The organism is Microterricola viridarii (assembly GCF_001542775.1).
Lineage (GTDB): Bacteria > Actinomycetota > Actinomycetes > Actinomycetales > Microbacteriaceae > Microterricola > Microterricola viridarii_A.
Map to the genome: position 1 here is coordinate 1,233,882 of NZ_CP014145.1, position 20,132 is coordinate 1,254,013.

A 20,132-nucleotide genomic window follows, 5' to 3' on the forward strand; every position below is an offset into this window, starting at 1 on the left:
AACGCGCACGATTCCGGCGATCCGTCCGCTGGTAGCTTGTGGTTTCGCGCGGCCCTCAGCGTTTGCAGGCGCGTACCTCTTCCACCTCGTCACAGCCCTGAGGAGACACCCATGTCCGCAACCACCCGCCGAGCCGGCGCAGCGTTCGCTGCCGTCGTCCTGATCGGAACGCTCGCATCCTGTTCCAGCGCCACCGAGTCCGAAACCCCGGCCTCCGGAGCGGATGCGAAGTCGATCATCCTGATCACGCCCACCGCGATCGGCTCGAACAACTTCCTGCAGCTCGCCGTCCAGGGCGCAGAGGCCGTCGGCGAGGAGAGCAACGCCTCCGTCGACGTCTACGAGAGCAAGGACCCGTCCTCCATCCAGCAGAACCTGGACGAGGCCATCCGCACGGCACCCGACGTGATCATCGGCGTCTCGTACAGCGTGCTCGACCAGTTCACGCAGGCGGCGGCCGACAACCCCGACCAGCAGTTCCTGCTCATCGACACCTCCGCAGAGGACCCGACGCCGAACCTCACGGCCGCGGTCTTCAAGGAGTACGAGGCCAACTACCTCGCGGGCGTTGAGGCCGGACTCCTCTCCACGTCCAAGAACATCGGTGTGGTCGCAGCCGTCGACAGCCCGTTCGTGCACCGCTGGGTCGACCCGTTCTTCGCCGGCGCGCAGAGCGTCGACCCGGCCATCACCACCGCCGTGCAGTACGTCGGCGGCGACAACCCCTTCGGCGACCAGGCCAGGGCCAAGGCGCAGGCCCAGATCCTGGCCGACACCGGAGTCGACTACATCAACGCGGCCGCCTCCGGTGGCAACCTCGGCGTCTTCGAGGCCGCGGAAGCGAACGGCATCCTGGCCTTCGGTGTTGACACCAACCAGTGCCTCGACGCCCCGGGAGCTGTCGTTGACAACTCGATCAAGCGCGTCGACGTCGCCCTGCAGAACGCCGTGACCGACATCTTCGCCGGCAAGAGCGGCGGCTTCAAGTCGTACGGCCTCGCCGAGGGCGGTGTGGGACTGACCGGCCTGGAGCCTGACGTCGCCGACTCGAAGTGCATCATCGCCGAGCACCCCGATGTGATCGAGAAGGTCGCGGCCATTCGCGACCAGATCATCTCCGGTGACGTCGTCGTCGTGGACCCGCTGACAGCCGGATGAGCCTTCCCGCAGTTGAGCTGAGCGGGATCAGCAAGAGATTCGGCGCCGTCGTTGCCAACGACGGCGTCGATCTCGTGCTGCGTCCCGGCAGTGTGCACGCCGTGATGGGCGAGAACGGCGCCGGAAAGTCCACGCTCATGTCGATCATGTTCGGCATGGTCAGACCGGATTCCGGCCGCATTGCGGTCGAGGGCCGCCCTGTCGACTTCTCCGGGCCGCTGGACGCGATCGCGGCCGGCCTTGGCATGGTCCACCAGCATTTCCGGCTCTTCGACGAGATGACGGTGGCCGAGAACGTCGTGTACGGCGCCGAGCCGCGCAGGTTCGGCCTCTTTGACAGGCGCGCCGCAGCCGAGCGGGTGCGGGAACTGGCGGAGCGCTACGGGCTCGACACGGACCCGGGCGCGCTGGTCGGTTCCCTGTCTGCCGGCGCCAAGCAGCGGGTGGAGATCCTGAAAGCGCTGCACAGGGACGCCCGCATCTTGATCCTCGATGAGCCGACGGCCGTGCTCACCCCCAGTGAGGTCACCTCCTTGTTCTCCGTGATCCGCCGGGCAGCGGACGGCGGCGCGACCGTTGTGCTCGTCACCCACAAGATCCACGAGGTTCTCTCCGTCTCCGACGAGATCACCGTGCTCCGCGGCGGCCGCGTCACCGGCCGCTTCGACACGGCCACTGCGAGCGCGCAGGAGCTTGTCCATGCGATGACGGGCCGCGAGGTGCACGAGGTCGCCAACCCGGGCACGGGAACGCCGGGGGAGACCGTGCTCGAGGTCGAGCACCTGACGGTCGGCGCGGGGGCGACGACCGTGGTCTCCGATGTGTCGCTCCGGGTGCGCGCCGGGGAGATCGTCGGCATCGCCGGTGTCTCCGGCAACGGGCAGCATGATCTCGTCGCCGCCATCCTCGGCACGCAGAGGCCAGACTCCGGCCGCGTGCGGCTGCTCGGGCGGGACGTCACGGCCGAGTCCGTGCGCACGCGCCGCTCACACGGCCTGGCCGTGATCCCGGAGGACCGGCGCGGCGAGGGCAGTGCGATCGCCATGTCGATCACAGAGAACATCATGCTCGGCCACCATCGGAACCCTCCCATCGGCGCCGCTTCCGGCCTCGGTCGGGGCTGGATGTCGCTGGCAGCCGCGCGCACGATGGCCACCGACCTGATCCAGGCGTACGACGTGCGCACCTCGGGCGAGTCCCTCCCCGTCGGCGCGCTCTCCGGCGGCAACGCCCAGAAGGTCGTCGTCGCCCGCGAGCTCGCCCACAACGCGCCGCTGCTGATAGCAGAGCAACCGACGCAGGGCGTTGACGTCGGCGCAATCGAGGCCATCCATGGTCGGCTGCTCGACTACCGCAACTCCGGCGGGGCGATCCTCCTGGTATCCCACGAGATATCCGAGCTGATGGCCCTCGCCGACCGAATTCTTGTCATGTTCAGCGGCGCCGTCGTCGCCGAATTCGACCGCCAGGAGGCGACAGTGGAACTGATCGGCGCGGCGCTGGCCGGTGCAGGCAACGCCGCACAGGCGCAGGCGGCAGAGCAGGAGTTGCAGGTGCCGGCCGTATGAGCACCGCAACCCTGCCCCAGCGGACCGAAACCCTGCCCCAGCGCGCGATGAGGCATCCCGCCGTCGTGCCCGTCGGCGCCGTCATCATCGCCGTGCTGATCGGTGCGGTGATCATGCTCGCGGCCGGGCTGAACCCCGTCGATGCGTATGCGGCCGTGATCACCGGCTCCCTGCAGCTCGGGAGCCTCGACTACACCTTCTCCGTCTGGGGTTTCATCTGCGGAATGGGGCTCGCCGCCGCCATTCCCCTGCGGATGGGGGAGTTCAACATGGGCGGCAACGGGCAGATGGTGCTCGGCGGCGTCACCGCTTACATCGTCGCGGCCGAGCTCGGCCTGCCCGGCGTGCTCGCGGTGCCGTTGGCAATCGTCGCCGCCATGCTCGTCGGCGGCGGGTTCGCCGCGGTGTCTGCACCGCTGTCGAGCCGATTCGGCATCCCGATCATCATCTCAACGCTGCTCCTGTCCCCGGTCGCCGTGGCGATCGCATCGTTCCTCGTGCGCTTCCCGCTCGCCGACACCGGATCCGGGGTCGCGCAGACCCCGCGGTTGCCGGATGACGCCCACATCTGGGCGTTGGGCGGCCTCCGCTACACGTCGGTCGGGCTGCTGCTGATCGTCGCCATCATGGTCGTCTTCTACCTGGTCGACTCGCGTTCGGCGGTCGGATTCGAGATGCGCGTGGCCGGCGCGAACCGCAAGTTCGCCGCATACGGCGGGCTTGTCTCGTCGCGGCTCGCACTCGGCTCCATGGCCGCAGCCGGTGCCGTGGCCGGCCTCGTCGGCGCGATCATCGTGATGTCGTCGCCGTTCCGTTTCATCGACGGCGCCCTCGTCTCTCCTGGCTACACCTTCGCGGGTCTCGCCGCCGCGCTTCTGGCCGGCGGTCGCCCTGCGCTCGTGCCACTCACCGCTGTGCTCTTCACGATCCTGCAGGTCGGGGGCGCGGCGATGGAACGAACGGCCGACGTTCCCCGGCAGCTCTCCGACGTCGTGCAGGGTGTCGTCATCGTGATCCTCGCGCTCCGGGTTGTGCTCGACGCGCGACGTTCCGGAGCAGGGAAGGACGCATGATGGGCGTGTTCGAGTGGGGCTTCGTGGCCGCGGTGTTCGCCTCGGCGACCCCGATCCTCTTCGCCGCTCTCGCCGGTGCGCTGTGCGCACAGGCCGGGGTCTTCAACATCGCCCTCGAAGGGCACATGCTGTGGGGCGCGTTCGCCGCTGTCGCGGGCAGCTACCTGACCGGCAGCGCCTGGGCGGGCGTTCTGGTCGCCATCATCTCCACGGCACTGTACGCGCTGGTGCTGGCGATCGGGGCCGCCCGGTTCGGGGCGGACCCCATCATCATCGCCATCGGCACGAACCTGCTCGCCCTCGGGCTCACCGGATTCCTGATGCGCGCGATGTTCGGGGTTTCCGGCTCGTTCGCACCGCGCGGGCTCGAAGGCATCGGAACGATGCCCGCACTGGCGGGCGTGCCCATCATCGGGCCGATCTTCGCCGGGCAGACGCCCCTCGTCCCGTTGGCACTCGTGCTGATCGTGGCCGCCGGCCTCTGGCTGCGCAACACCCCCGGCGGGCTGCGCCTGCGCGGAGTGGGGACGCACCCCGACGCCGCCGAAAGCCTCGGCGTGAGTGTGCGCAGCACCCAGTTCTGGGTGACCGTGCTCGGCGGTGCGCTCTGCGGCCTGGCCGGCGCGCAACTCTCACTCGGCAACGTGACCCTATTCACCGAGAACATGACGGCCGGGCGCGGCTGGATCGCGGTCGCGGCCGTCATCCTTGTCGCGAACAAGCCGCTCTGGCTGCCGTTCATCTGCCTCGGCTTCGGCGCGGCTGAAGCCATCGGCTTCCGCCTGCAGGGCATTGGGGCACCGCAGCAGCTCACGGATGCCGCGCCGTACGCGATCACCGTGGTCGTGCTGGTGCTCACCCGCATCCGCTTCGGCACACGCGCCACCCCGGCACCGGCCTGAGCCGCCGCACCGCCATCAACCCCGCACTCAAGGAGAACCCCGTGACGCACGACCAACCAACCGACATCCGCCACGTGATCGTGGACACCGACACGGGCATCGATGACGCCCTGGCGTTGCTCTACCTCGCCGCGCAGCCGAACGTGGAGATCTCGGCCATCACGAGCGTGTACGGCAACACCCCGGTCGAGGACGCCGTGACGAACATCGCCAGGGTGCTGAAGGTGGTCGGGCTCGAGCAGACGCTCGTCGCCCGCGGCGCTGCCGGCCCGATCCTCGGCGAACCGCGGATCGCCGAGCACGTGCACGGCACCGACGGCCTGGGCGACATCTGGGGGAGAAGCTGGAGCCGGTCAATCTCTCGCCGCTCAGCTCCGCGGAGCTGTTGGTGGAGATGGCACGAGCACGGCCCGGATACTACGACCTGCTGCCGATCGGCCCACTGACCAACCTCGGCCTGGCGCTCGCCCTCGAGCCGGAGCTGCTCACCCTCTTCCGCTCCGTGGTCATCATGGGCGGTTCCGGGCCGTTCCCGCCGCTCGGCACCGTGCAGATGGTCGATGCGAACATCCACAACGATGCCGAGGCCGCCGCCCGCGTGTTCGCTGCGCCGCGCACGTCGCTCGTCATGGTCGGCGTGAACGTCACCGCCGGCACGATCGTCGACGAAGCGGCCGTGCAGGCGCTGCACCGCGCGGGAACGGAGTGGGGCACGTTCTCCGCCCAGATCCTCGAGGCCTACATGGACTTCTACCAGTTCGCGTGGGGGCGACGTGTGTCTCCGGCCCACGACGGCCTGGCTGCGGCGCTGCTGGTGCACCCCGAGTGGATCACGTCGTCGGTGTCCGGCCCGGTGAACATCACCTCCGACGGCTTCTTCACCAGGGCGCACCTCGTGCGCACCGCTGACGGCCTGCCGGTGAGCTGGAAGACGCAGGACGCTCCCGACACGCTGGTCGTGCTCGATGTCGACCGCGCGGCGTTCTTGTCCGACTTCGTCGGAACCCTCGCCAACGGCCGCTGACGCGACTGCGCTACGCCCCGCAGGTGGCGGTCTCGTGCAGGATGCGCGAGACCGTCGCCGAGAGGGCCTCAACGGAGTCCGTGCCGAGGCGGGACAGAATGAGCACCCGCCCGGCCCGGAGCACGCCCCTGGCCGCCCCCTCGCGCAGGGCCGGCTCCAGCGTCTCGATGTCGCTCGCCTTGGCGAAGCCCACGATGCGCCGAACCGCCTTCGCGCCGGCGTAGCCGGCCGCATCCCGGCGGATGTCGCCGAGCAGTGCCTCGAGCGCGTCGTCGGCCCAGATGCGCGCGTCGAGTCGGGTAGGCCAGAGTGCGCGGAACTCGGCCTCGAACGCCTCCATCAGCGCGGCCGGAAGGGCCAGGATCTGCGCGGCGCGGTCCGGATCGCCGAGAGCCTCCGCACGGGCGGCGGCGAGCACGAAGTTTGCCCACAACGCGCCCAGATCGAAGCCGGTCGGGCCGTAGAAGCCGAACTCGCTGTCGAACGCCCGCAGAGAAGCGGGGCGCCCTCCAGACTCGGCGCGAACAAACACCGACCCGGTGTGCAGGTCGCCGTGCAGCAGCGACTGTGCGCTCGACATGAAGCGGTACTTGGCGAGCCCGATCTCGCGGAGCACGTCCCGGTCTCGGCGGAGCGCGTCGACATCCGCCTCGTTGCCCGGCAGCACCGCATTGTGCTCGTGCTCGATGTAGGGCTCGGTGAAGACCAGGTTCTCGGTGATCTCGCACAGCTCGGGGTTCACCGTCCGCGCGACCAGCCGCTTCTGCTCGAGAGGGTCGAGGCCGAACACCGACGAGGCGAAGGAGGTGCGGGCGACGTAGCGGCCCACCTCTGCGGCCGCCCAGCCCTGCACGCGGCCGCTGTTCAGCTCGCTGCGCCACACGTCGTGGTCTGAGAGATCCTCCATCGCGAGGACGAAGTGCGCCTGGTCGAAGTCGAACAGGGCGGGAACATGGGCAGCGTCCGCTCGCTCGTGGGTGTCCAGGACCACCCATTCGCGTGTGCTGCGCTCCCTGGTCATGGGCCAACTGGGATCGGTGCGCACATGGGGCAGCGACTGCTTGAGCACGAGGGAGGAGCCGTGGGCGTCGCGCACGATGAAAACGAGGTTGAGGTTGCCGTCGCCCACCTCGACGACCGAGCTGAGCGCCGAGGCATCGATCCGAGGTCTCAGCGCCGGCCGGGAGGCAAGATAGTGCGGAACGGTGGCCAGCGTCAGCTGGTCGAAGTCTGGGGTCGTGCGCGCCACGCTGAAAGGTCCTTTGCTCTGGAAATCGGAAGCCTAGCGAGCAGGGAACCCAGCAGCGTGCATCGTGTGACGCAGTGTTACCGAGGGACCCCTCCGAACCGGGTGGTCGGCGGCCCGCCGTCGTTACGATTGCCGCATGACTCTTTTGACCGTGTGGAACGATTCCGACCCAGAGACCCCGGTCGTGCAGACGCGCGATTCCGACGACATCACCCGGATCCTGGCCGGGCTCGGCGCGCGGTTCAGCCGCTGGGAGCTCAAGGAGATCCCCGCAGACCCCACCCAGGATGAGGTGCTGGAGGCCTACCGCGACGAGATCGCCGCGGTCAATGCTGAGCAGGGGTACACCCTCGTCGATGTGATGACGATCGTTCCGGACGAGACGCCCGAGTATCGCGAGAAGGCGGATGCCGCTCGCCAGAAGTTCCTCAGTGAGCACCGCCACGACGATGACGAGGATCGCTTCTTCGCCCGCGGCAGCGGCGTGTTCTACCTGCACGCCGACGAGAAGGTGCACGCGGTGTTCTGCGAGGCCGGCGATGTCATCTCCGTTCCCGCGAACACCACCCACTGGTTCGACATGGGCACCCAGCCCGCGTACGTGTCGGTGCGCTTCTTCCACGACGACGACGGCTGGGTGGGCAACTTCACCGGCAGCGACATCGCGGAGTCGTTCGCCAGCTACGACGAGCTCGCGGCCGTCTCGGTCTGAGAACGCGCTACCCGACCAGCCGGGGGAGTGCCTCGAGCAGCTCCCGGGTGAACGGGTGGGCCGGTGCGGCGAAGACATCCTCCGTCGCACCGCTCTCGACGATGCGCCCGTCCTTCATGACGGCGACCCGGTCGCTGAGCTGCCGGATGACGCCCAGATCGTGTGAGATGAACACCATGCTGAGGCCCTTCTCGCGCCGCAGGTCGGCGAGCAGCTCGAGGATCTGCGCCTGCACGGTGACGTCGAGGGCAGACACGGGCTCGTCGCAGATCAGGATCTCTGGCTCCGCCGCCAACGCCCGGGCGATCGAGACGCGTTGGCGCTGCCCGCCGGAGAGTGTGAGCGGATGCCGGCCGGCCAGCTCCGGCGCGAGGTCGACCAGATCCAGCAGCTCCTCGACACTGGTGCCGCGGCTGGCGTCGGCGAGAACGCGCCCGACGCTCCAGCGGGGGTCGAAGGAGCCGAGGCTGTCCTGGTAGATGGCGCCGATCCGGTGCCGGCGTGCCCGGCGGCCCCGCTCCGGCAACGGCGCCCAGGGCTCGCCGTCGAGGCGCACCGTGCCGGCATCCGGGGTCTCCAACCCGAGCAGGATGCGGGCCAGCGTGCTCTTGCCGGAGCCGGACTCGCCGACGAGGCCGAGCGTCTCGCCGGCTCGCAGCGTCAGCGAGACCCCGTCGAGGGCCTGCACCGGCCCGCCGGCGGAGGTGAACGCGCGGGAAAGACCGACGGCCTCCAGCAGTGCCGGGCGCTCTGGCAGCACTGGCGCCTCGGCGGCGAGGAGACGCTGCGTGCGGCCGGGCACCGAGGCGATCAGGCGTTTCGTGTAGCCCTCGCGGGGCGTACCGAGCACCTCGGCCGTGCTGCCCTGCTCGATGACCCGGCCCGCGCGCATCACGAGGATGCGGTCGGCGAGCTGGCCGACGACGGCGAGGTCGTGGCTGATCAGCAGGATCGCGGTGCCCTGCTCCTTGATCTCGGCCAACAACTCGAGAATGCGCGCCTGCACGCTGACGTCCAGCGCGGTGGTCGGTTCGTCGGCAATGACGACGGGCGGGTTCAGTGCGAGGGCGGCGGCGATGAGTGCGCGCTGCCGTAGGCCACCGCTCAGCTCGCCGGAACGGCGGCGCATGGCGGCATCCGGATCCGGCATGGCAACCCGCTCCAGCAGGGCGCGCACCCGGGTCTGAACCGCGGCGGCGCCGACCCGCTCGTGCAGCCGGATGGAGTCGCCGATCTCCCGCCCGATGGGGCGCAGTGGGTCCAGCGACACCAGGGCGTCCTGCAACACCAGGCCGACCTCTTTGCCGCGGATGCCGCGCCACTCGCGTTCCGTGGCCGAGCGGCGCTCTCGCCCGGCCACGACGAGGCGCTCGGCGTTCACCTCTGCCCGGGCGCCGGCCAGTCCGAGCAGGGCCCGTGCGGTGACGGACTTGCCCGATCCGGACTCGCCGACGATGGCCACGCACTCGCCCGGGCGCAGCACCAGGTCGACCCCGTGCACCACCGTCTCCGCGCCGAACCGCACGGAGAGGCCCGCAATATCGAGAAGCTCATTCACTGTGTTGTTCCTTCTCTTCTCTGCACGCGGGTCAACGCCCGGCCGAGCACCGTGCTGGCCACGGTGGTCAGCACGATCATCAGGCCCGGGAACACGGTCAGCCACCACGCCGTGCCGATGTAGGGCCGTCCGGCTGCGAGCATCGCTCCCCACTCGGCGGTAGGCGGCAGCGCGCCCAGGCCGAGGAAGCTCAGCGCCGACGCCCAGACGATCGCCTGTCCGATGCCGAGCGTCGCCAGCACCAGCAACGGCGCGAGCGCGTTCGGCAGGATGTGCCGGCCGAGGATCCGCTGTGGCCGGTGGCCGAGCACCCGGGCGGCCTCGACGTAGCCGGAGGCGCGGATCGCGCCGAGCTGGCCGCGGATGATCCGGGCGTAACCCGGTGCGGTCGAGAGTCCGACGGCCAGCGTCGCGGTGACCGGTCCGGGGCCGGCGATCGTGATCACGAGCAGCGCGAGGAGCAGTCCGGGGAACGCGAACAACACCTCGACGGTGCGGTTCACGGTGAAATCGAGGGCGCGGCCGCCGAACGCGGCGAGCACGGCGAGGGCGAGGCCGAGCAGGAGCCCGATGGCGGTAGCGGCCAGGCCGATCAGCAGCGAGTTGGCGGTGCCGAAGACGACCCGGCTGTAGACGTCTCGCCCCGACTCGTCGGTGCCGAACCAGTGCATCGGCGACGGCGGGGAGAACGCCTCGCGCGGGGCGATCTGGTTCGGGTCCAGGGGTGCGACGGCATCCGGAACCACGCAGGCCAACAGCAGATAGAAGGCGAAGGCCGCCGCCAGCAGGGTCGCCGGGCGCGGCCGAATGCGGCCGGGTGCGGCGCGCAGTTCGAGCGCGCTCATGCGGCCTGCCCCTGCCTGCGGGGGTCGACGAGGGCGGATGCCGTATCGCTCAGCAGCGTCATCAGCACGTAGATGACGGCAACGACCAGCACGACGCCGGTGACGACGGGCACATCGCGGGCGGTGACGGCCTGCAGCAGGGTGCGGCCGAGGCCGGGCCGGGCGAAGATCGTCTCGACGACGACGGCGCCGGAGAGAAGGGTGCCGAGCGCCCAGCCGGAGAGCGCGACGGCGGGGATGGCGGCGTGCCGGATGGTGTGGCGCAGGCTGATGCCCAGCGTTCCCTCGCCGCGCGCCCTGGCCGAGAGCACGAACGGCTGCGCGAGCGCGTCGAGCATGCCGTCCCGCAGCACGGCGGCCAGGAAGCCGGCGAGCGGGATCGCCAGCGTGAGCACGGGCAGTACGAGGCCGCCCAGCTCGCCGGTGGACACCGGCGGGAACCAGCCCAGCGTGGTGCTGAACAGCGCGATCAGCACGGTCGCCAGCCAGAAGTGCGGCAGGGCGGCGCTGGTCAGCTCGATGCCGTTCGCGACGGATGCCGCGACGCGGCCCGCTCCGGTCGACCAGAGTGCGAGCGCCAGCGCGAACAGCCACGCCAGCACCAGGGCGGCGGCCGCCAGCAGCACGGTGCCGGGCAGCTGCGCGCCGAGCAAGTCGGCGACGGGAACCTTGAGCGCGTAGGACTGGCCGAGGTCGCCGGAGAGCAGCCGGCCGATCATCGCCGCGTACTGCACGGGCAGCGGCTGGTCCAGGCCGTACTGCTGTCGCACCTGCTCCAGCGCCTCCGGCGACGCCTGCGAGCCGGGCCCACCGAGCACCGCCAGCGCCGGGTCGCCCGGGATCAGCCGGAGCGCGAAGAAGGTGAGCGTGGCGACCGCCCAGATCACGACGACGCCGCGCACGAAGACGCCGCCGGCGCAGCGAGCTGCGACGGCGGCGATGCTCCGGCGCCCCGTGTTACTTGCTGAGCCAGGCGTCATAGAACGTCGGGGTCGACACGGTGTTGATGGCGCGCGCGCCGTGCAGGGTGGGCGAGAGCAGGAAGTGGTTCTGCTGGTCGTAGAGCGGCAACACGGTGAAGCTGCCGAGGATCCGCTGCTGCGCCTCGGTGTAGAGGGTCTGCCGCTCGTCGGCGTTCAGGCTGCTCGCCGCCGTCTCGAGCAGGGTGTCGAGGGCGGGATCGTTCAGCTGCGCCAGGTTGGCGAAGTAGCCGCTCGGCGCGGGCGTGATGCTGTCAGAGTGGTAGAGGATCCGCAGCACGTCCGGGCCGACCTTGGTGTACGGCGCGCTGACCACGTCGTAGTTGTTCGTGAACAGCTCGCCGTACCAGCTGGAGAGGTCGAGCGGGGTGATGTTCACCTCAAAGCCGGCCTCGGCCGCCGTCGCCTGCACCTGCTCGAACAGGGACTGCTCGGCCGGGATCGACTGGTTCGTGCTGACGGGGAAGGCGAGGCTGAGGCGCTGGCCGTCCTTGGTGCGGATGCCGTCGGCATCCTTCGTCGCCCAGCCGGCCTCGTCGAGCAGGGCGTTCGCCTTTTTCAGGTCGGTGCCGAACAGCGCCTCATCCGAGTAGCCGAGGGGCTCGACGCTGGAGAGGGCCGAGTAAGAGCGGTCGGCGGTGCCGAAGAAGAGGGAGTCGATGCCGTCGTTGAGGTCGACGGCGCGGATGAACGCCTCACGCACCGCGGCGTCGTTGAACGGCGCCTTGCCGGAGTTCAACTCGAGCCGGTTCGAGGCGCCGGGGCGGGGCGCGTCGATGTCGGTGAAAGTGCCGGCGGATGCCGCGGCGGCGAGCGTGTCGGGCTGGGCGTTGTCAATCACCTGCACCTGGCCGGCCTGCAGCGCCGCGTAGCGGGAGGCGGAGTCCGGCAGGAAGCGCCAGTCGATCGCCTCCAGGTAGGCAGGGCCGCTGTGGCCGGCGTCGGCCGGCGGCGAGCTGTAGGAGTCGTTGCGCACGAGCGACACGTGGTCCTGCTTCACCCAGCCGGCGACCGCGAACGGGCCGGTGCCGATCGGGGACTGGCAGTTGGCGTCGATGCCGCGGGCGATGCCGGCTGCGGACTCGATGGCCAGCCACGGCTGGCTGAGCGACTCGAGCAGGGCGCTGTCCGGCGCGCTCAGCGTGAAGCGGGCGACCGTGTCGCTCACCGCCTCGACGCTGGCCACCTTGCCGAGCGCGAGGTAGCCGGTGGACGAGCCGGTGGCCGGGTCCTGGATGTGCTCGACCGTGGCCTTCACGTCGGCGGCGGTCAGGGGTGTGCCGTCGCTGAACTGCACGCCGCCCCGCAGCGTGAAGTCCCAGCTCAGGCCGTCATCCGTCGAGCTCCAGCTGTTGGCCAGCCAGGGGATGATCTGGCCCTTGTCGTCGATCGAGACGAGCGACTCGAGGTACTGCCCGGCGATGAGGGCCTGCGGGTAGTTGCCGCCGACGTGCGGGTCGAGGCAGTCCGGCTCGGCGTCGCCGCTGGCGTAGACGAGGGTGCCGCCGCTGACCGGGGTACCCGGGTTGCCGCTGGCGGTGTTGCCGGCTGGGGTGCTGCACGCGGCGAGCAGGAGGACGGCGGATGCCGCGAGCGGCACGAGCAGGCGGGAGGGCAGGGCAGACATCAAGGATCCTTGCTGACGTGGGGGAGCGCGCGGCCCGATCTGCCAGCGCGTGACCATCATGGCACCGGAAAGACCCCCAAGCGCTCAAGTTGTTATAGTCCAGCTAGAACAATAGAATCAGATCGTGCTTATTCGTATCGATCCGACGCTCTCCACCCCGCTCTTCGAGCAGCTGGCGGCGAGCATTCGTGCCTCGGTGATCGACGGCCGGCTGACCGTCGGCGAGCGGCTGCTTCCCGCCAGGGAGCTGGCCGCCGCCCTCGACATCAACGTGCACACGGTGCTGCGCGCCTACCAGATTCTGCGCGAGGAGGGCCTGCTCGACATGAGGCCGGGGCGTGGTGCCGTCGTCGCCGGACGCATGGGGCAGCACGCCGCGCTGGCCGGCGCGATCCACGACCTGGTCGACGAGGCCAAGCTGCGCAACGTTTCCGAGAGCGCGCTGCTCTCCCTGATTAAAGAGGCCTACAAGTAGATGACTATTCAGAGGCGTGAAGCCAACAGGGAACAAGCCGCCGTCACCCGGGCGCGCATCGTGCTCGTGGCCGTCGTGCTGCCGATCGTGATTGCGCTGGCATCCGCGCTGCTGATCATCAGCTGGCTGCCGGAGTTGCCGGTGCAGGTCGCGATCCACTGGGGAACACAGGGCGTCGACGGCGTCGGCAGCCCGTGGGAGATCATTGCGATCCTGGTGGCCGTTGTGGTGCTCTTCAGCGGTGCGCTGCTGTTCTCGCTCCGCGACTTCGCCGAGAGCGGTCGTCCAACGCCGACGCACAAGATGCTCGCGGTGACCTCGCTCTGGCTGTCGATTCTGCTGAGCGTCGGCATGGCGGGATCCATCGCGGTTCAGCGCGGCCTGAGCGACGTGCAGAACGCGCCGGACCCCGCCCCCTGGCTGCTGCTCGGCGCAGCCATCGGCCTGCTCTGCGCCGTGGCGGCGTGGTTCGTGCTGCCCCGGGCGGATCGCACGCCTCCGTACGCTGTGGAGGTGCCGGCGCTCGACGTCGGCCCGAACGAGCGCGCATTCTGGACGGGCACCGTGACGGCGTCCCGCGGCGTGCTGCTGTTCCTCGGCGCCGTCGGCGCCATCCTGATCGTCACCGCCGTGGTCTCGGCACTGTCCGGGGCGGCCGGCGCCGTTCTCATCGTGCTCGTGGTTCTCGTCGTGCTGGCTTTGGCCCTCACGACGCTGCGCTGGAGAGTGAGCGTCGGCACGCACGGCGCCTCGGCGGTGTCGGCGGCCGGCTGGCCCGCCGTGCGCATCCCGCTGTCCGGCATCAGCGGGGCCCGCCTCGTCAGCGTCAACCCGCTCGGCGACTTCGGCGGGTGGGGCTGGCGCTGGGTGGGCGGCCGCTCCGGCATCATCATGCAGGCGGGGCCGGCTCTCGAGGTCACCCGCAGCAACGGCAAGGTGCTCGTCGTGCCGATCGACGACGCCGAGACGGCCGTCGCCGTGCTGCAGGCCGCTCTCGCCCAGCGCGACGCGTAGCGTCGCGCAAGGCGGCGGCCCGTACCAAGGAAACCTGCGGAACAGGGACCGATGCCGGTGCGTCCTCGTGGTGGCGACTGGAGGCTGCAGGCGCCCGTTCCCTGCCGGGCCGCCGACCCGCTATTCTTAGAGGCACAGACTGCGAACCGGCCATCACCGGGGAGTCCTCGGAAGAGAACAGGCAGATGCCCCGGCATCCGACTGAGGTAGAACCGAGCGGGGCTGGCCCGTCAACGCCAAGGAACAAGCGGCTCACCGCCCGCCGAAGAGGGCAGCGGGGAGCAAGCGAGGTGGTACCGCGGCAGGCCGACAAGCCCGCCGTCCTCGTGGAAGTGGCCAACAGCATCCGTAGCCGTCCAGGAGACACACGTGTACCCCAAAGACTCGAACACCCCGACTCTTCCCCAGCCGCCGGCTCCGGTGCCGCATTCGGCGTGACGCCGTCGCCGAACTTCCCGGCGATCGAGGAGGAGGTGCTCGCCTTCTGGAAGCAGGATGCCACCTTCCAGGCCTCCATCGACCAGCGCGAGGGCAACGACGAGTGGGTCTTCTACGACGGCCCGCCCTTCGCCAACGGCCTGCCGCACTACGGCCACCTGCTCACCGGGTACGCCAAGGACGTCTTCCCGCGGTTCCAGACCATGCGCGGCAAGCAGGTGCACCGCCGCTTCGGCTGGGACACCCACGGCCTGCCCGCCGAGCTCGAGGCTGAGCGCCAGCTCGGCATCACCGACAAGAGCCAGATCGAGGAGATGGGCATCGCCGCGTTCAACGGCGCGGCCAAGGAGTCGGTGCTGCGCTACACCAAGGAGTGGCAGGAGTACGTCACCCGCCAGGCCCGCTGGGTCGACTTCGAGAACGACTACAAGACGCTCGACACCACCTACATGGAGAGCGTCATCTGGGCGTTCAAGAGCCTGCACGACAAGGGCCTCGCCTACGAGGGCTACCGCGTGCTGCCCTACTGCTGGCGCGACGAGACTCCGCTCTCCAATCACGAGCTGGGCATGGACGACGACGTCTACAAGATGCGCCAGGACCAGACCGTCACCGTCACGTTCCCGCTGACCGGCGCCCGCGCCGAGTCGCTCGGGCTGACCGCCGTGCGGGCCCTCGCCTGGACGACAACGCCCTGGACGCTGCCGACCAACTTCGCCCTCGCCGTCGGCCCGGACATCGAGTACGCCGTCGTGCCGGCCGGCCCGAACGGCACCCCGGATGCCACGGTGCTCCGTGAGGAGGCCGCGGGCGCACACGGTGCTGCTGAGGTTCTCGGCGGCGAGTACCTGCTGGCCATCGACCTCGTCGGGGGCTACGCCAAGGACCTCGGCTACGAGAGCGCTGAGGACGCGCTGGCCGCGGTCTCGCGCACCGTGCGGGGTAGCGAGCTCGAAGGCGTCAGCTACGACCGCCTGTTCGACTACTACGCAGACGCCGAGGAGTGGGGCACCGAGAACGCCTGGCGCATCCTCACGGCCGACTACGTCACCACCTCCGACGGCACCGGCATCGTGCACCAGGCCCCCGCCTACGGCGAGGAGGACCAGAAGGTCTGTGAGGCTGCCGGCATCCCCGTCATCCTCTCGCTCGACGACGGCGGCAAGTTCCTGCCCGCGGTGACGGATGTCGCCGGAGCGCTGTGGATGGACGCCAACAAGCCGCTCACCCAGCTGCTCAAAGCCGAGGGGCGCCTGCTGCGCCAGGCCAGCTACGAGCACAGCTACCCGCACTGCTGGCGCTGCCGCAACCCGTTGATCTACAAGGCCGTCTCCAGCTGGTTCGTGCGCGTCACCGAGTTCCGCGACCGCATGGTCGAGCTGAACGAAGACATCAACTGGGTTCCGGACAACGTCAAGGACGGCCAGTTCGGCAAGTGGATCGGCAACGCCCGCGACTGGTCGATCAGCCGCAACCGCTACTTCGGCTCACCCATCCCGGTCTGGAAGAGCGACAACCCCGAGTTCCCGCGCGTCGACGTCTACGGCTCGCTGGAGGAGATCAAGGCCGACTTCGGCAGGCTGCCGCTGAACGCGGCCGGCGAGCCCGACCTGCACCGCCCGTACATCGATGAGCTCACCCGCCCGAACCCGGACGACCCGAGCGGTGCGTCCACCATGCGACGCATCACCGATGTGCTCGACGTCTGGTTCGACTCCGGCTCGATGCCGTTCGCCCAGGTGCACTACCCGTTCGAGAACCAGGAGTTCTTCGGGGAGCACCACCCGGCCGACTTCATCGTCGAGTACATCGGCCAGACCCGCGGATGGTTCTACGTCATGCACGTACTCTCCACCGCCCTGTTCGACCGCCCGGCGTACAAGAACGTCATCAGCCACGGCATCGTGCTCGGCAGCGACGGCCAGAAGATGTCCAAGTCACTGCGCAACTACCCCGACGTCTCCGAGGTCTTCGACCGCGACGGCTCCGACGCCATGCGCTGGTTCCTCATGTCCAGCTCCGTGCTGCGCGGCGGCAACCTGGTCGTGACGGAGGAGGGCATCCGTGAGGGTGTGCGCCAGGTCATGCTGCCGCTCTGGAGCACCTGGTACTTCTTCAGCCTGTACGCCAACGCCAGTGCGAACGGCGGCTACGAAGCCAGCTTGCGCACCGACTCGACCGACGTGCTCGACCGCTACCTGCTCGCCAAGACGCGCGAGCTCATCGAAGACGTCACGACCGACCTCGACGCGCTTGACAGCACCATGGCCGCGGCCAAGCTGCGCGTCTTCGCCGACGTGCTGACCAACTGGTACGTGCGCCGCTCACGGGACCGTTTCTGGGCCGGGGTCGGCGCAGATGGCAGCAACAGCGAGGCGTTCGACACGCTCGCCACCGTGCTCGAGGTGTTCACGCGCGTCGCGGCCCCGCTGCTGCCGCTGATCAGCGAGAGCGTCTGGCAGGGCATCACCGGCGGCCGCAGCGTGCACCTCGAGGACTGGCCGGAGGCCTCGTCGTTCCCCGCGGATGACGCCCTCGTTGCCGCCATGGACCAGGTGCGTTCCATCACCGGCGCCTCCCTGTCGCTCCGCAAGCAGGCCGCGCTGCGCGTGCGCCTGCCGCTGGCCAAGCTCACCGTCGTGGCATCCGGCACCGCCGACATGGCCGTGTTCGAGTCGATCGTGCGCGATGAGCTCAACGTGAAGTCGGTCGAGTTCGTCGAGCTCGCCGAGGACAGCGCCGCGCGGTACGGCATCACCAGCAAGCTCACCGTCAACGCCCGTGCGGCCGGCCCGCGCCTCGGCAAGGGCGTGCAGCAGGTCATCCAGGCCGCTCGAGGTGGCGACTGGAGCGAGAACAACGGCGTCGTCACGGCCGGCGGCGTTGAGCTGGTCGCGGGGAGTACGACCTCGTGCTCGAGACCGCGTCCGGCGGGGAGGGCCAGGCGCTGGCCCTGCTGCCCGGCGGCGGCTTCGTGCTGCTCGACACCACCACCACGGCCGAGTTGGAGGCGGAGGGCCTCGCCCGCGACGTGATCCGCGCCGTGCAGGACGCCCGCAAGGCTGCCGGCCTCGAGGTCAGCGACCGCATCACCCTGAGCCTGACCGTGTCTGCAGACGGCCTCGCCGCCGTGCAGCAGCACGCAGAGCTGATCGCCGCCGAGACGCTCGCCACGGCCGTGTCGGTCGCGGCGGCATCCGGTACCGAAGAACTGGCACAGCTGGCCGGCGGCGCCAGCGTGCACATTGGAGTAGTGAAGGCATGACCGACGACAACGGCGCATACACGCCAGACGACGAGTACGCGGATGCCGCGGCAGCCGTCTACCAGGAGCTGCTCGGCCGCGTCGGAGAGGTGAACCCGCAGCCGCGGCTCGAGCCGACCCGCCGAGCCGTCGAACTGCTCGGCGACCCGCAGCGCTCGTACCCGATGATCCACGTCACCGGCACCAACGGCAAGACCAGCACGAGCCGGATGATCGAGAGCCTGCTGCGCGCCCACGGACTGCGCACCGGCCTGCTCACCAGCCCGCACCTGGTCAGCTTCAACGAGCGCATCGTCATCGACGGCGAGCCGATCAGCAACGAGGCGCTCGCCCACAACTGGGCGGACATCGCGCCCTACATTGCGATGGTCGACACCGAGCTGCTCGCAGCCGGCGAGGTGCCGCTGACGTTCTTCGAGGCGCTGACGGTGCTGGCGTTCGCCAGCTTCGCCGACGCGCCCGTCGACGTCGCAGTCGTCGAGGTCGGCATGGGCGGGGAGTGGGATTCCACCAACATCGCCGACGGCCAGGTCGCCGTCTTCGCCCCGATCGCCCTCGACCACCTCGGCCGGCTCGGCGACACCATCGCCGAGATCGCGCGCACCAAGTCCGGCATCATCAAGCCGGCCGCGGCCGTCGTGTCCGCGGTGCAGGCACCGGAGGCACTGGCCGAGCTGGTGCGCGCGGCCGAGCTCACCGAGTCGAGTCTCTCAGTGCAGGGCGCAGCCCCTGGCTTCGAGCTGCTCAGCAGCACCGTCGCCGTCGGCGGCCAGCTGATCACCGTGCGGGGGCTGGCCGGCACCTACAGCGAGCACTTCCTGCCGCTCTACGGCAGCCACCAGGCGCACAACGCCGCACTGGCCATCGCGGCAGTCGAGTCGTTCCTGGGCGGTGGAACGCAGGCGATTGCCGAGGACATCCTCACCGAGGGCCTCGGGGGAGTCACCTCGCCCGGCCGCCTGCAGCTGGTCGGCATCGAGCCGACCGTGATCGTGGATGCCGCACACAACCCGCACGGCGCGGCCTCGCTGGTCGCGGCGCTCGGCGCCTACTTCGACTTCGACGAGATCGCGGTCGTGCTCGGCGTGCTCGCCGACAAGGACGCCCGCGGCATCATCGACGCGCTGGCGCCGGTCGCCACCCGCTTCCACGTGACCCAGTCCGGCTCCGACCGCGCCATTGACGCCTACGAGCTCGGCGAGCTCGTCTCCGCCGTGGCGACCGAGGACGCGGTGTTCGTCTCGAACGACCCCGTTGAGGCGCTGCAGAGCGCACGGGAGTGGGCGGCCGCGGCACCGCGTCGCGCCGTCGTCGTCACCGGGTCGATCACCCTGGTCGCCGACGCGCTCGTCATCGCCGACGCCGAGAACTGGAAGCAGTCGTGAGCGCCCCCTCCACGCGGCCCGCGAGCTCGGTCCAGCGCTCGCTCGCCTCGATCGTGCTCGGATTCGAGCTCGTCGTGATCTTCCTGGCGACTCTCGTCATCGCGTTCGGCCCCGGTGCCGTGCTGCCGCCCTGGGTGATGCTCACGGTCGGCGGCGTGGTCTGCCTGCTCGCGATCGCCACGATGGGCCTGCTCCGTTACCGCTGGGCATACAGCCTCGGCTGGGGCGTGCAGGCGGTCGTCGTGCTGAGCGGCTTCTTCAACCCGGCCATGTTCTTCATCGGCGCACTGTTCGCCGGCATGTGGGCGTACTGCATGATCACCGGGGCGCGCCTGGACCGCCAGAAGGCCGCCTACCAGCAGTAAGCGCCCCCACGCTTCCGTCACCCGTCATTTCACGGCCACACTCTTGAAGGAGAATAGAGACATGAGCACTGCAATCGAAGAGACACTGGTCCTGGTCAAGCCCGACGGCGTCGCCCGCAATCTGACCGGCGAGATCCTGCGCCGCATCGAGGCGAAGGGCTATTCCCTCGTCGACATCCGCCTGGTCCAGGCCGAGCGTTCACTGCTCGCCGAGCACTACGCCGAGCACGAGGGCAAGCCGTTCTACGAGCCGCTGGTCGAGTTCATGGAGTCCGGCCCCATCGTCGCCATCCGCGTCGCAGGCAACCGCGTCATCGAGGGATTCCGTGTGCTGGCCGGCACCACCGACCCCACCACGGCTGCACCCGGAACCATCCGTGGCGACTTCGGCCGCGACTGGGGCCAGCGCGTGCAGCAGAACCTCGTGCACGGCTCCGACTCGCCCGAGTCCGCCGAGCGCGAGCTGAAGCTCTGGTTCAGCTAACAGTCATCTC

Annotated in this window: 17 protein-coding genes and 1 pseudogene; 13 read left to right on the forward strand and 5 right to left on the reverse strand. The window is 69.8% G+C overall.

What is annotated here, in order from left to right:
- The first annotated feature begins 111 nt into the window (after nucleotides 1-111).
- Genes AWU67_RS05625 through AWU67_RS05650 form a run of 6 tightly spaced genes read left to right on the forward strand, consistent with a single transcriptional unit; the run spans nucleotide 112 to nucleotide 5,725 of the window.
- Nucleotides 112-1,158: a BMP family lipoprotein gene (locus AWU67_RS05625; RefSeq protein ID WP_067227110.1), complete on the forward strand. Its 1,047-nt coding sequence runs from the start codon at nucleotides 112-114 to the stop codon at nucleotides 1,156-1,158.
- On the forward strand, nucleotides 1,155-2,726 hold the full coding sequence (locus tag AWU67_RS05630; RefSeq protein WP_067227111.1) for an ABC transporter ATP-binding protein: 1,572 nt from the start codon (nucleotides 1,155-1,157) through the stop codon (nucleotides 2,724-2,726). Before AWU67_RS05625 ends, AWU67_RS05630 begins: the two co-directional genes overlap by 4 nt.
- Nucleotides 2,723-3,799 carry an ABC transporter permease gene (locus AWU67_RS05635; RefSeq protein ID WP_067227112.1) on the forward strand — a complete coding sequence of 359 codons (1,077 nt, stop codon included), beginning with the start codon at nucleotides 2,723-2,725 and terminating at the stop codon, nucleotides 3,797-3,799. Before AWU67_RS05630 ends, AWU67_RS05635 begins: the two co-directional genes overlap by 4 nt.
- Nucleotides 3,796-4,701: an ABC transporter permease gene (locus AWU67_RS05640; protein ID WP_199922351.1), complete on the forward strand. Its 906-nt coding sequence runs from the start codon at nucleotides 3,796-3,798 to the stop codon at nucleotides 4,699-4,701. The genes AWU67_RS05635 and AWU67_RS05640 overlap by 4 nt, the downstream gene beginning before the upstream one ends.
- Nucleotides 4,702-4,742: 41 nt before the next feature.
- Complete coding sequence (locus AWU67_RS17790) at nucleotides 4,743-5,147, forward strand: nucleoside hydrolase (protein ID WP_067227114.1); 405 nt, start codon at nucleotides 4,743-4,745, stop codon at nucleotides 5,145-5,147.
- Nucleotides 5,096-5,725, forward strand: a complete 630-nt coding sequence (locus AWU67_RS05650; RefSeq protein ID WP_067227115.1) for a nucleoside hydrolase — start codon at nucleotides 5,096-5,098, stop codon at nucleotides 5,723-5,725. The genes AWU67_RS17790 and AWU67_RS05650 overlap by 52 nt, the downstream gene beginning before the upstream one ends.
- Before the next feature lie 10 nt (nucleotides 5,726-5,735).
- Here AWU67_RS05650 and mtnK read toward each other — a convergent pair whose 3' ends face one another.
- On the reverse strand, nucleotides 5,736-6,974 hold the full coding sequence (gene mtnK / locus AWU67_RS05655; RefSeq protein ID WP_067227116.1) for an S-methyl-5-thioribose kinase: 1,239 nt from the start codon (nucleotides 6,972-6,974) through the stop codon (nucleotides 5,736-5,738).
- A gap of 136 nt (nucleotides 6,975-7,110) precedes the next feature.
- On the opposite strand from mtnK, the gene AWU67_RS05660 reads away from it, so the two are divergent.
- The gene (locus AWU67_RS05660) at nucleotides 7,111-7,686 is read left to right on the forward strand and encodes a 1,2-dihydroxy-3-keto-5-methylthiopentene dioxygenase (protein WP_067227117.1); all 576 of its coding nucleotides are present in this window, start codon (nucleotides 7,111-7,113) and stop codon (nucleotides 7,684-7,686) included.
- Nucleotides 7,687-7,693: 7 nt separating this feature from the next.
- On the opposite strand, the gene AWU67_RS05665 is transcribed toward AWU67_RS05660, so the two are convergent.
- Genes AWU67_RS05665 through AWU67_RS05680 form a run of 4 tightly spaced genes read right to left on the reverse strand, consistent with a single transcriptional unit; the run spans nucleotide 7,694 to nucleotide 12,696 of the window.
- On the reverse strand, nucleotides 7,694-9,244 hold the full coding sequence (locus AWU67_RS05665) for a dipeptide ABC transporter ATP-binding protein (protein ID WP_067227118.1): 1,551 nt from the start codon (nucleotides 9,242-9,244) through the stop codon (nucleotides 7,694-7,696).
- Nucleotides 9,241-10,089 (reverse strand): ABC transporter permease, encoded by an 849-nt coding sequence (locus tag AWU67_RS05670; RefSeq protein WP_067227119.1) that lies wholly within the window; start codon nucleotides 10,087-10,089, stop codon nucleotides 9,241-9,243. The genes AWU67_RS05665 and AWU67_RS05670 overlap by 4 nt, the downstream gene beginning before the upstream one ends.
- Nucleotides 10,086-11,069, reverse strand: a complete 984-nt coding sequence (locus AWU67_RS05675; protein WP_067227120.1) for an ABC transporter permease — start codon at nucleotides 11,067-11,069, stop codon at nucleotides 10,086-10,088. Before AWU67_RS05675 ends, AWU67_RS05670 begins: the two co-directional genes overlap by 4 nt.
- On the reverse strand, nucleotides 11,047-12,696 hold the full coding sequence (locus tag AWU67_RS05680) for an ABC transporter substrate-binding protein (protein WP_067227121.1): 1,650 nt from the start codon (nucleotides 12,694-12,696) through the stop codon (nucleotides 11,047-11,049). Before AWU67_RS05680 ends, AWU67_RS05675 begins: the two co-directional genes overlap by 23 nt.
- Nucleotides 12,697-12,820: 124 nt before the next feature.
- Here AWU67_RS05680 and AWU67_RS05685 point away from each other — a divergent pair, with 124 nt between their 5' ends.
- From AWU67_RS05685 to ndk, 6 genes and pseudogenes are all read left to right on the forward strand, one after another.
- A complete protein-coding gene (locus AWU67_RS05685; RefSeq protein ID WP_067227122.1) occupies nucleotides 12,821-13,171 on the forward strand; it encodes a GntR family transcriptional regulator in 351 nt (116 codons plus the stop codon).
- A complete protein-coding gene (locus AWU67_RS05690; RefSeq protein ID WP_067227123.1) occupies nucleotides 13,172-14,185 on the forward strand; it encodes a DUF1648 domain-containing protein in 1,014 nt (337 codons plus the stop codon).
- 434 nt (nucleotides 14,186-14,619) lie between these two features.
- A pseudogene (gene ileS / locus AWU67_RS05695) lies at nucleotides 14,620-17,888 on the forward strand (isoleucine--tRNA ligase).
- Nucleotides 17,885-19,273 (forward strand): bifunctional folylpolyglutamate synthase/dihydrofolate synthase, encoded by a 1,389-nt coding sequence (locus tag AWU67_RS05700; RefSeq protein ID WP_067227124.1) that lies wholly within the window; start codon nucleotides 17,885-17,887, stop codon nucleotides 19,271-19,273. Before ileS ends, AWU67_RS05700 begins: the two are co-directional and overlap by 4 nt.
- Nucleotides 19,270-19,638, forward strand: coding sequence for a DUF4233 domain-containing protein (locus AWU67_RS05705; protein ID WP_160329723.1), 369 nt, complete (start codon nucleotides 19,270-19,272; stop codon nucleotides 19,636-19,638). Before AWU67_RS05700 ends, AWU67_RS05705 begins: the two co-directional genes overlap by 4 nt.
- A 61-nt stretch (nucleotides 19,639-19,699) precedes the next feature.
- Nucleotides 19,700-20,122, forward strand: coding sequence for a nucleoside-diphosphate kinase (gene ndk / locus AWU67_RS05710; RefSeq protein ID WP_067227125.1), 423 nt, complete (start codon nucleotides 19,700-19,702; stop codon nucleotides 20,120-20,122).
- Nucleotides 20,123-20,132: the final 10 nt, after the last annotated feature.

Coding starts and splice junctions, on each gene's coding strand:
- AWU67_RS05670 (WP_067227119.1), bottom strand. CDS start 10,089: ATGAGCGCGCTCGAACTGCGCGCCGCACCCGGCCGCATTCGGCCGCGC.
- AWU67_RS05675 (WP_067227120.1), bottom strand. CDS start 11,069: ATGACGCCTGGCTCAGCAAGTAACACGGGGCGCCGGAGCATCGCCGCC.
- AWU67_RS05635 (WP_067227112.1), top strand. CDS start 2,723: ATGAGCACCGCAACCCTGCCCCAGCGGACCGAAACCCTGCCCCAGCGC.
- AWU67_RS05625 (WP_067227110.1), top strand. CDS start 112: ATGTCCGCAACCACCCGCCGAGCCGGCGCAGCGTTCGCTGCCGTCGTC.
- AWU67_RS05660 (WP_067227117.1), top strand. CDS start 7,111: ATGACTCTTTTGACCGTGTGGAACGATTCCGACCCAGAGACCCCGGTC.
- AWU67_RS05690 (WP_067227123.1), top strand. CDS start 13,172: ATGACTATTCAGAGGCGTGAAGCCAACAGGGAACAAGCCGCCGTCACC.
- AWU67_RS05650 (WP_067227115.1), top strand. CDS start 5,096: ATGGCACGAGCACGGCCCGGATACTACGACCTGCTGCCGATCGGCCCA.
- ndk (WP_067227125.1), top strand. CDS start 19,700: ATGAGCACTGCAATCGAAGAGACACTGGTCCTGGTCAAGCCCGACGGC.
- AWU67_RS05700 (WP_067227124.1), top strand. CDS start 17,885: ATGACCGACGACAACGGCGCATACACGCCAGACGACGAGTACGCGGAT.
- AWU67_RS05680 (WP_067227121.1), bottom strand. CDS start 12,696: ATGTCTGCCCTGCCCTCCCGCCTGCTCGTGCCGCTCGCGGCATCCGCC.
- AWU67_RS05630 (WP_067227111.1), top strand. CDS start 1,155: ATGAGCCTTCCCGCAGTTGAGCTGAGCGGGATCAGCAAGAGATTCGGC.
- AWU67_RS05640 (WP_199922351.1), top strand. CDS start 3,796: ATGATGGGCGTGTTCGAGTGGGGCTTCGTGGCCGCGGTGTTCGCCTCG.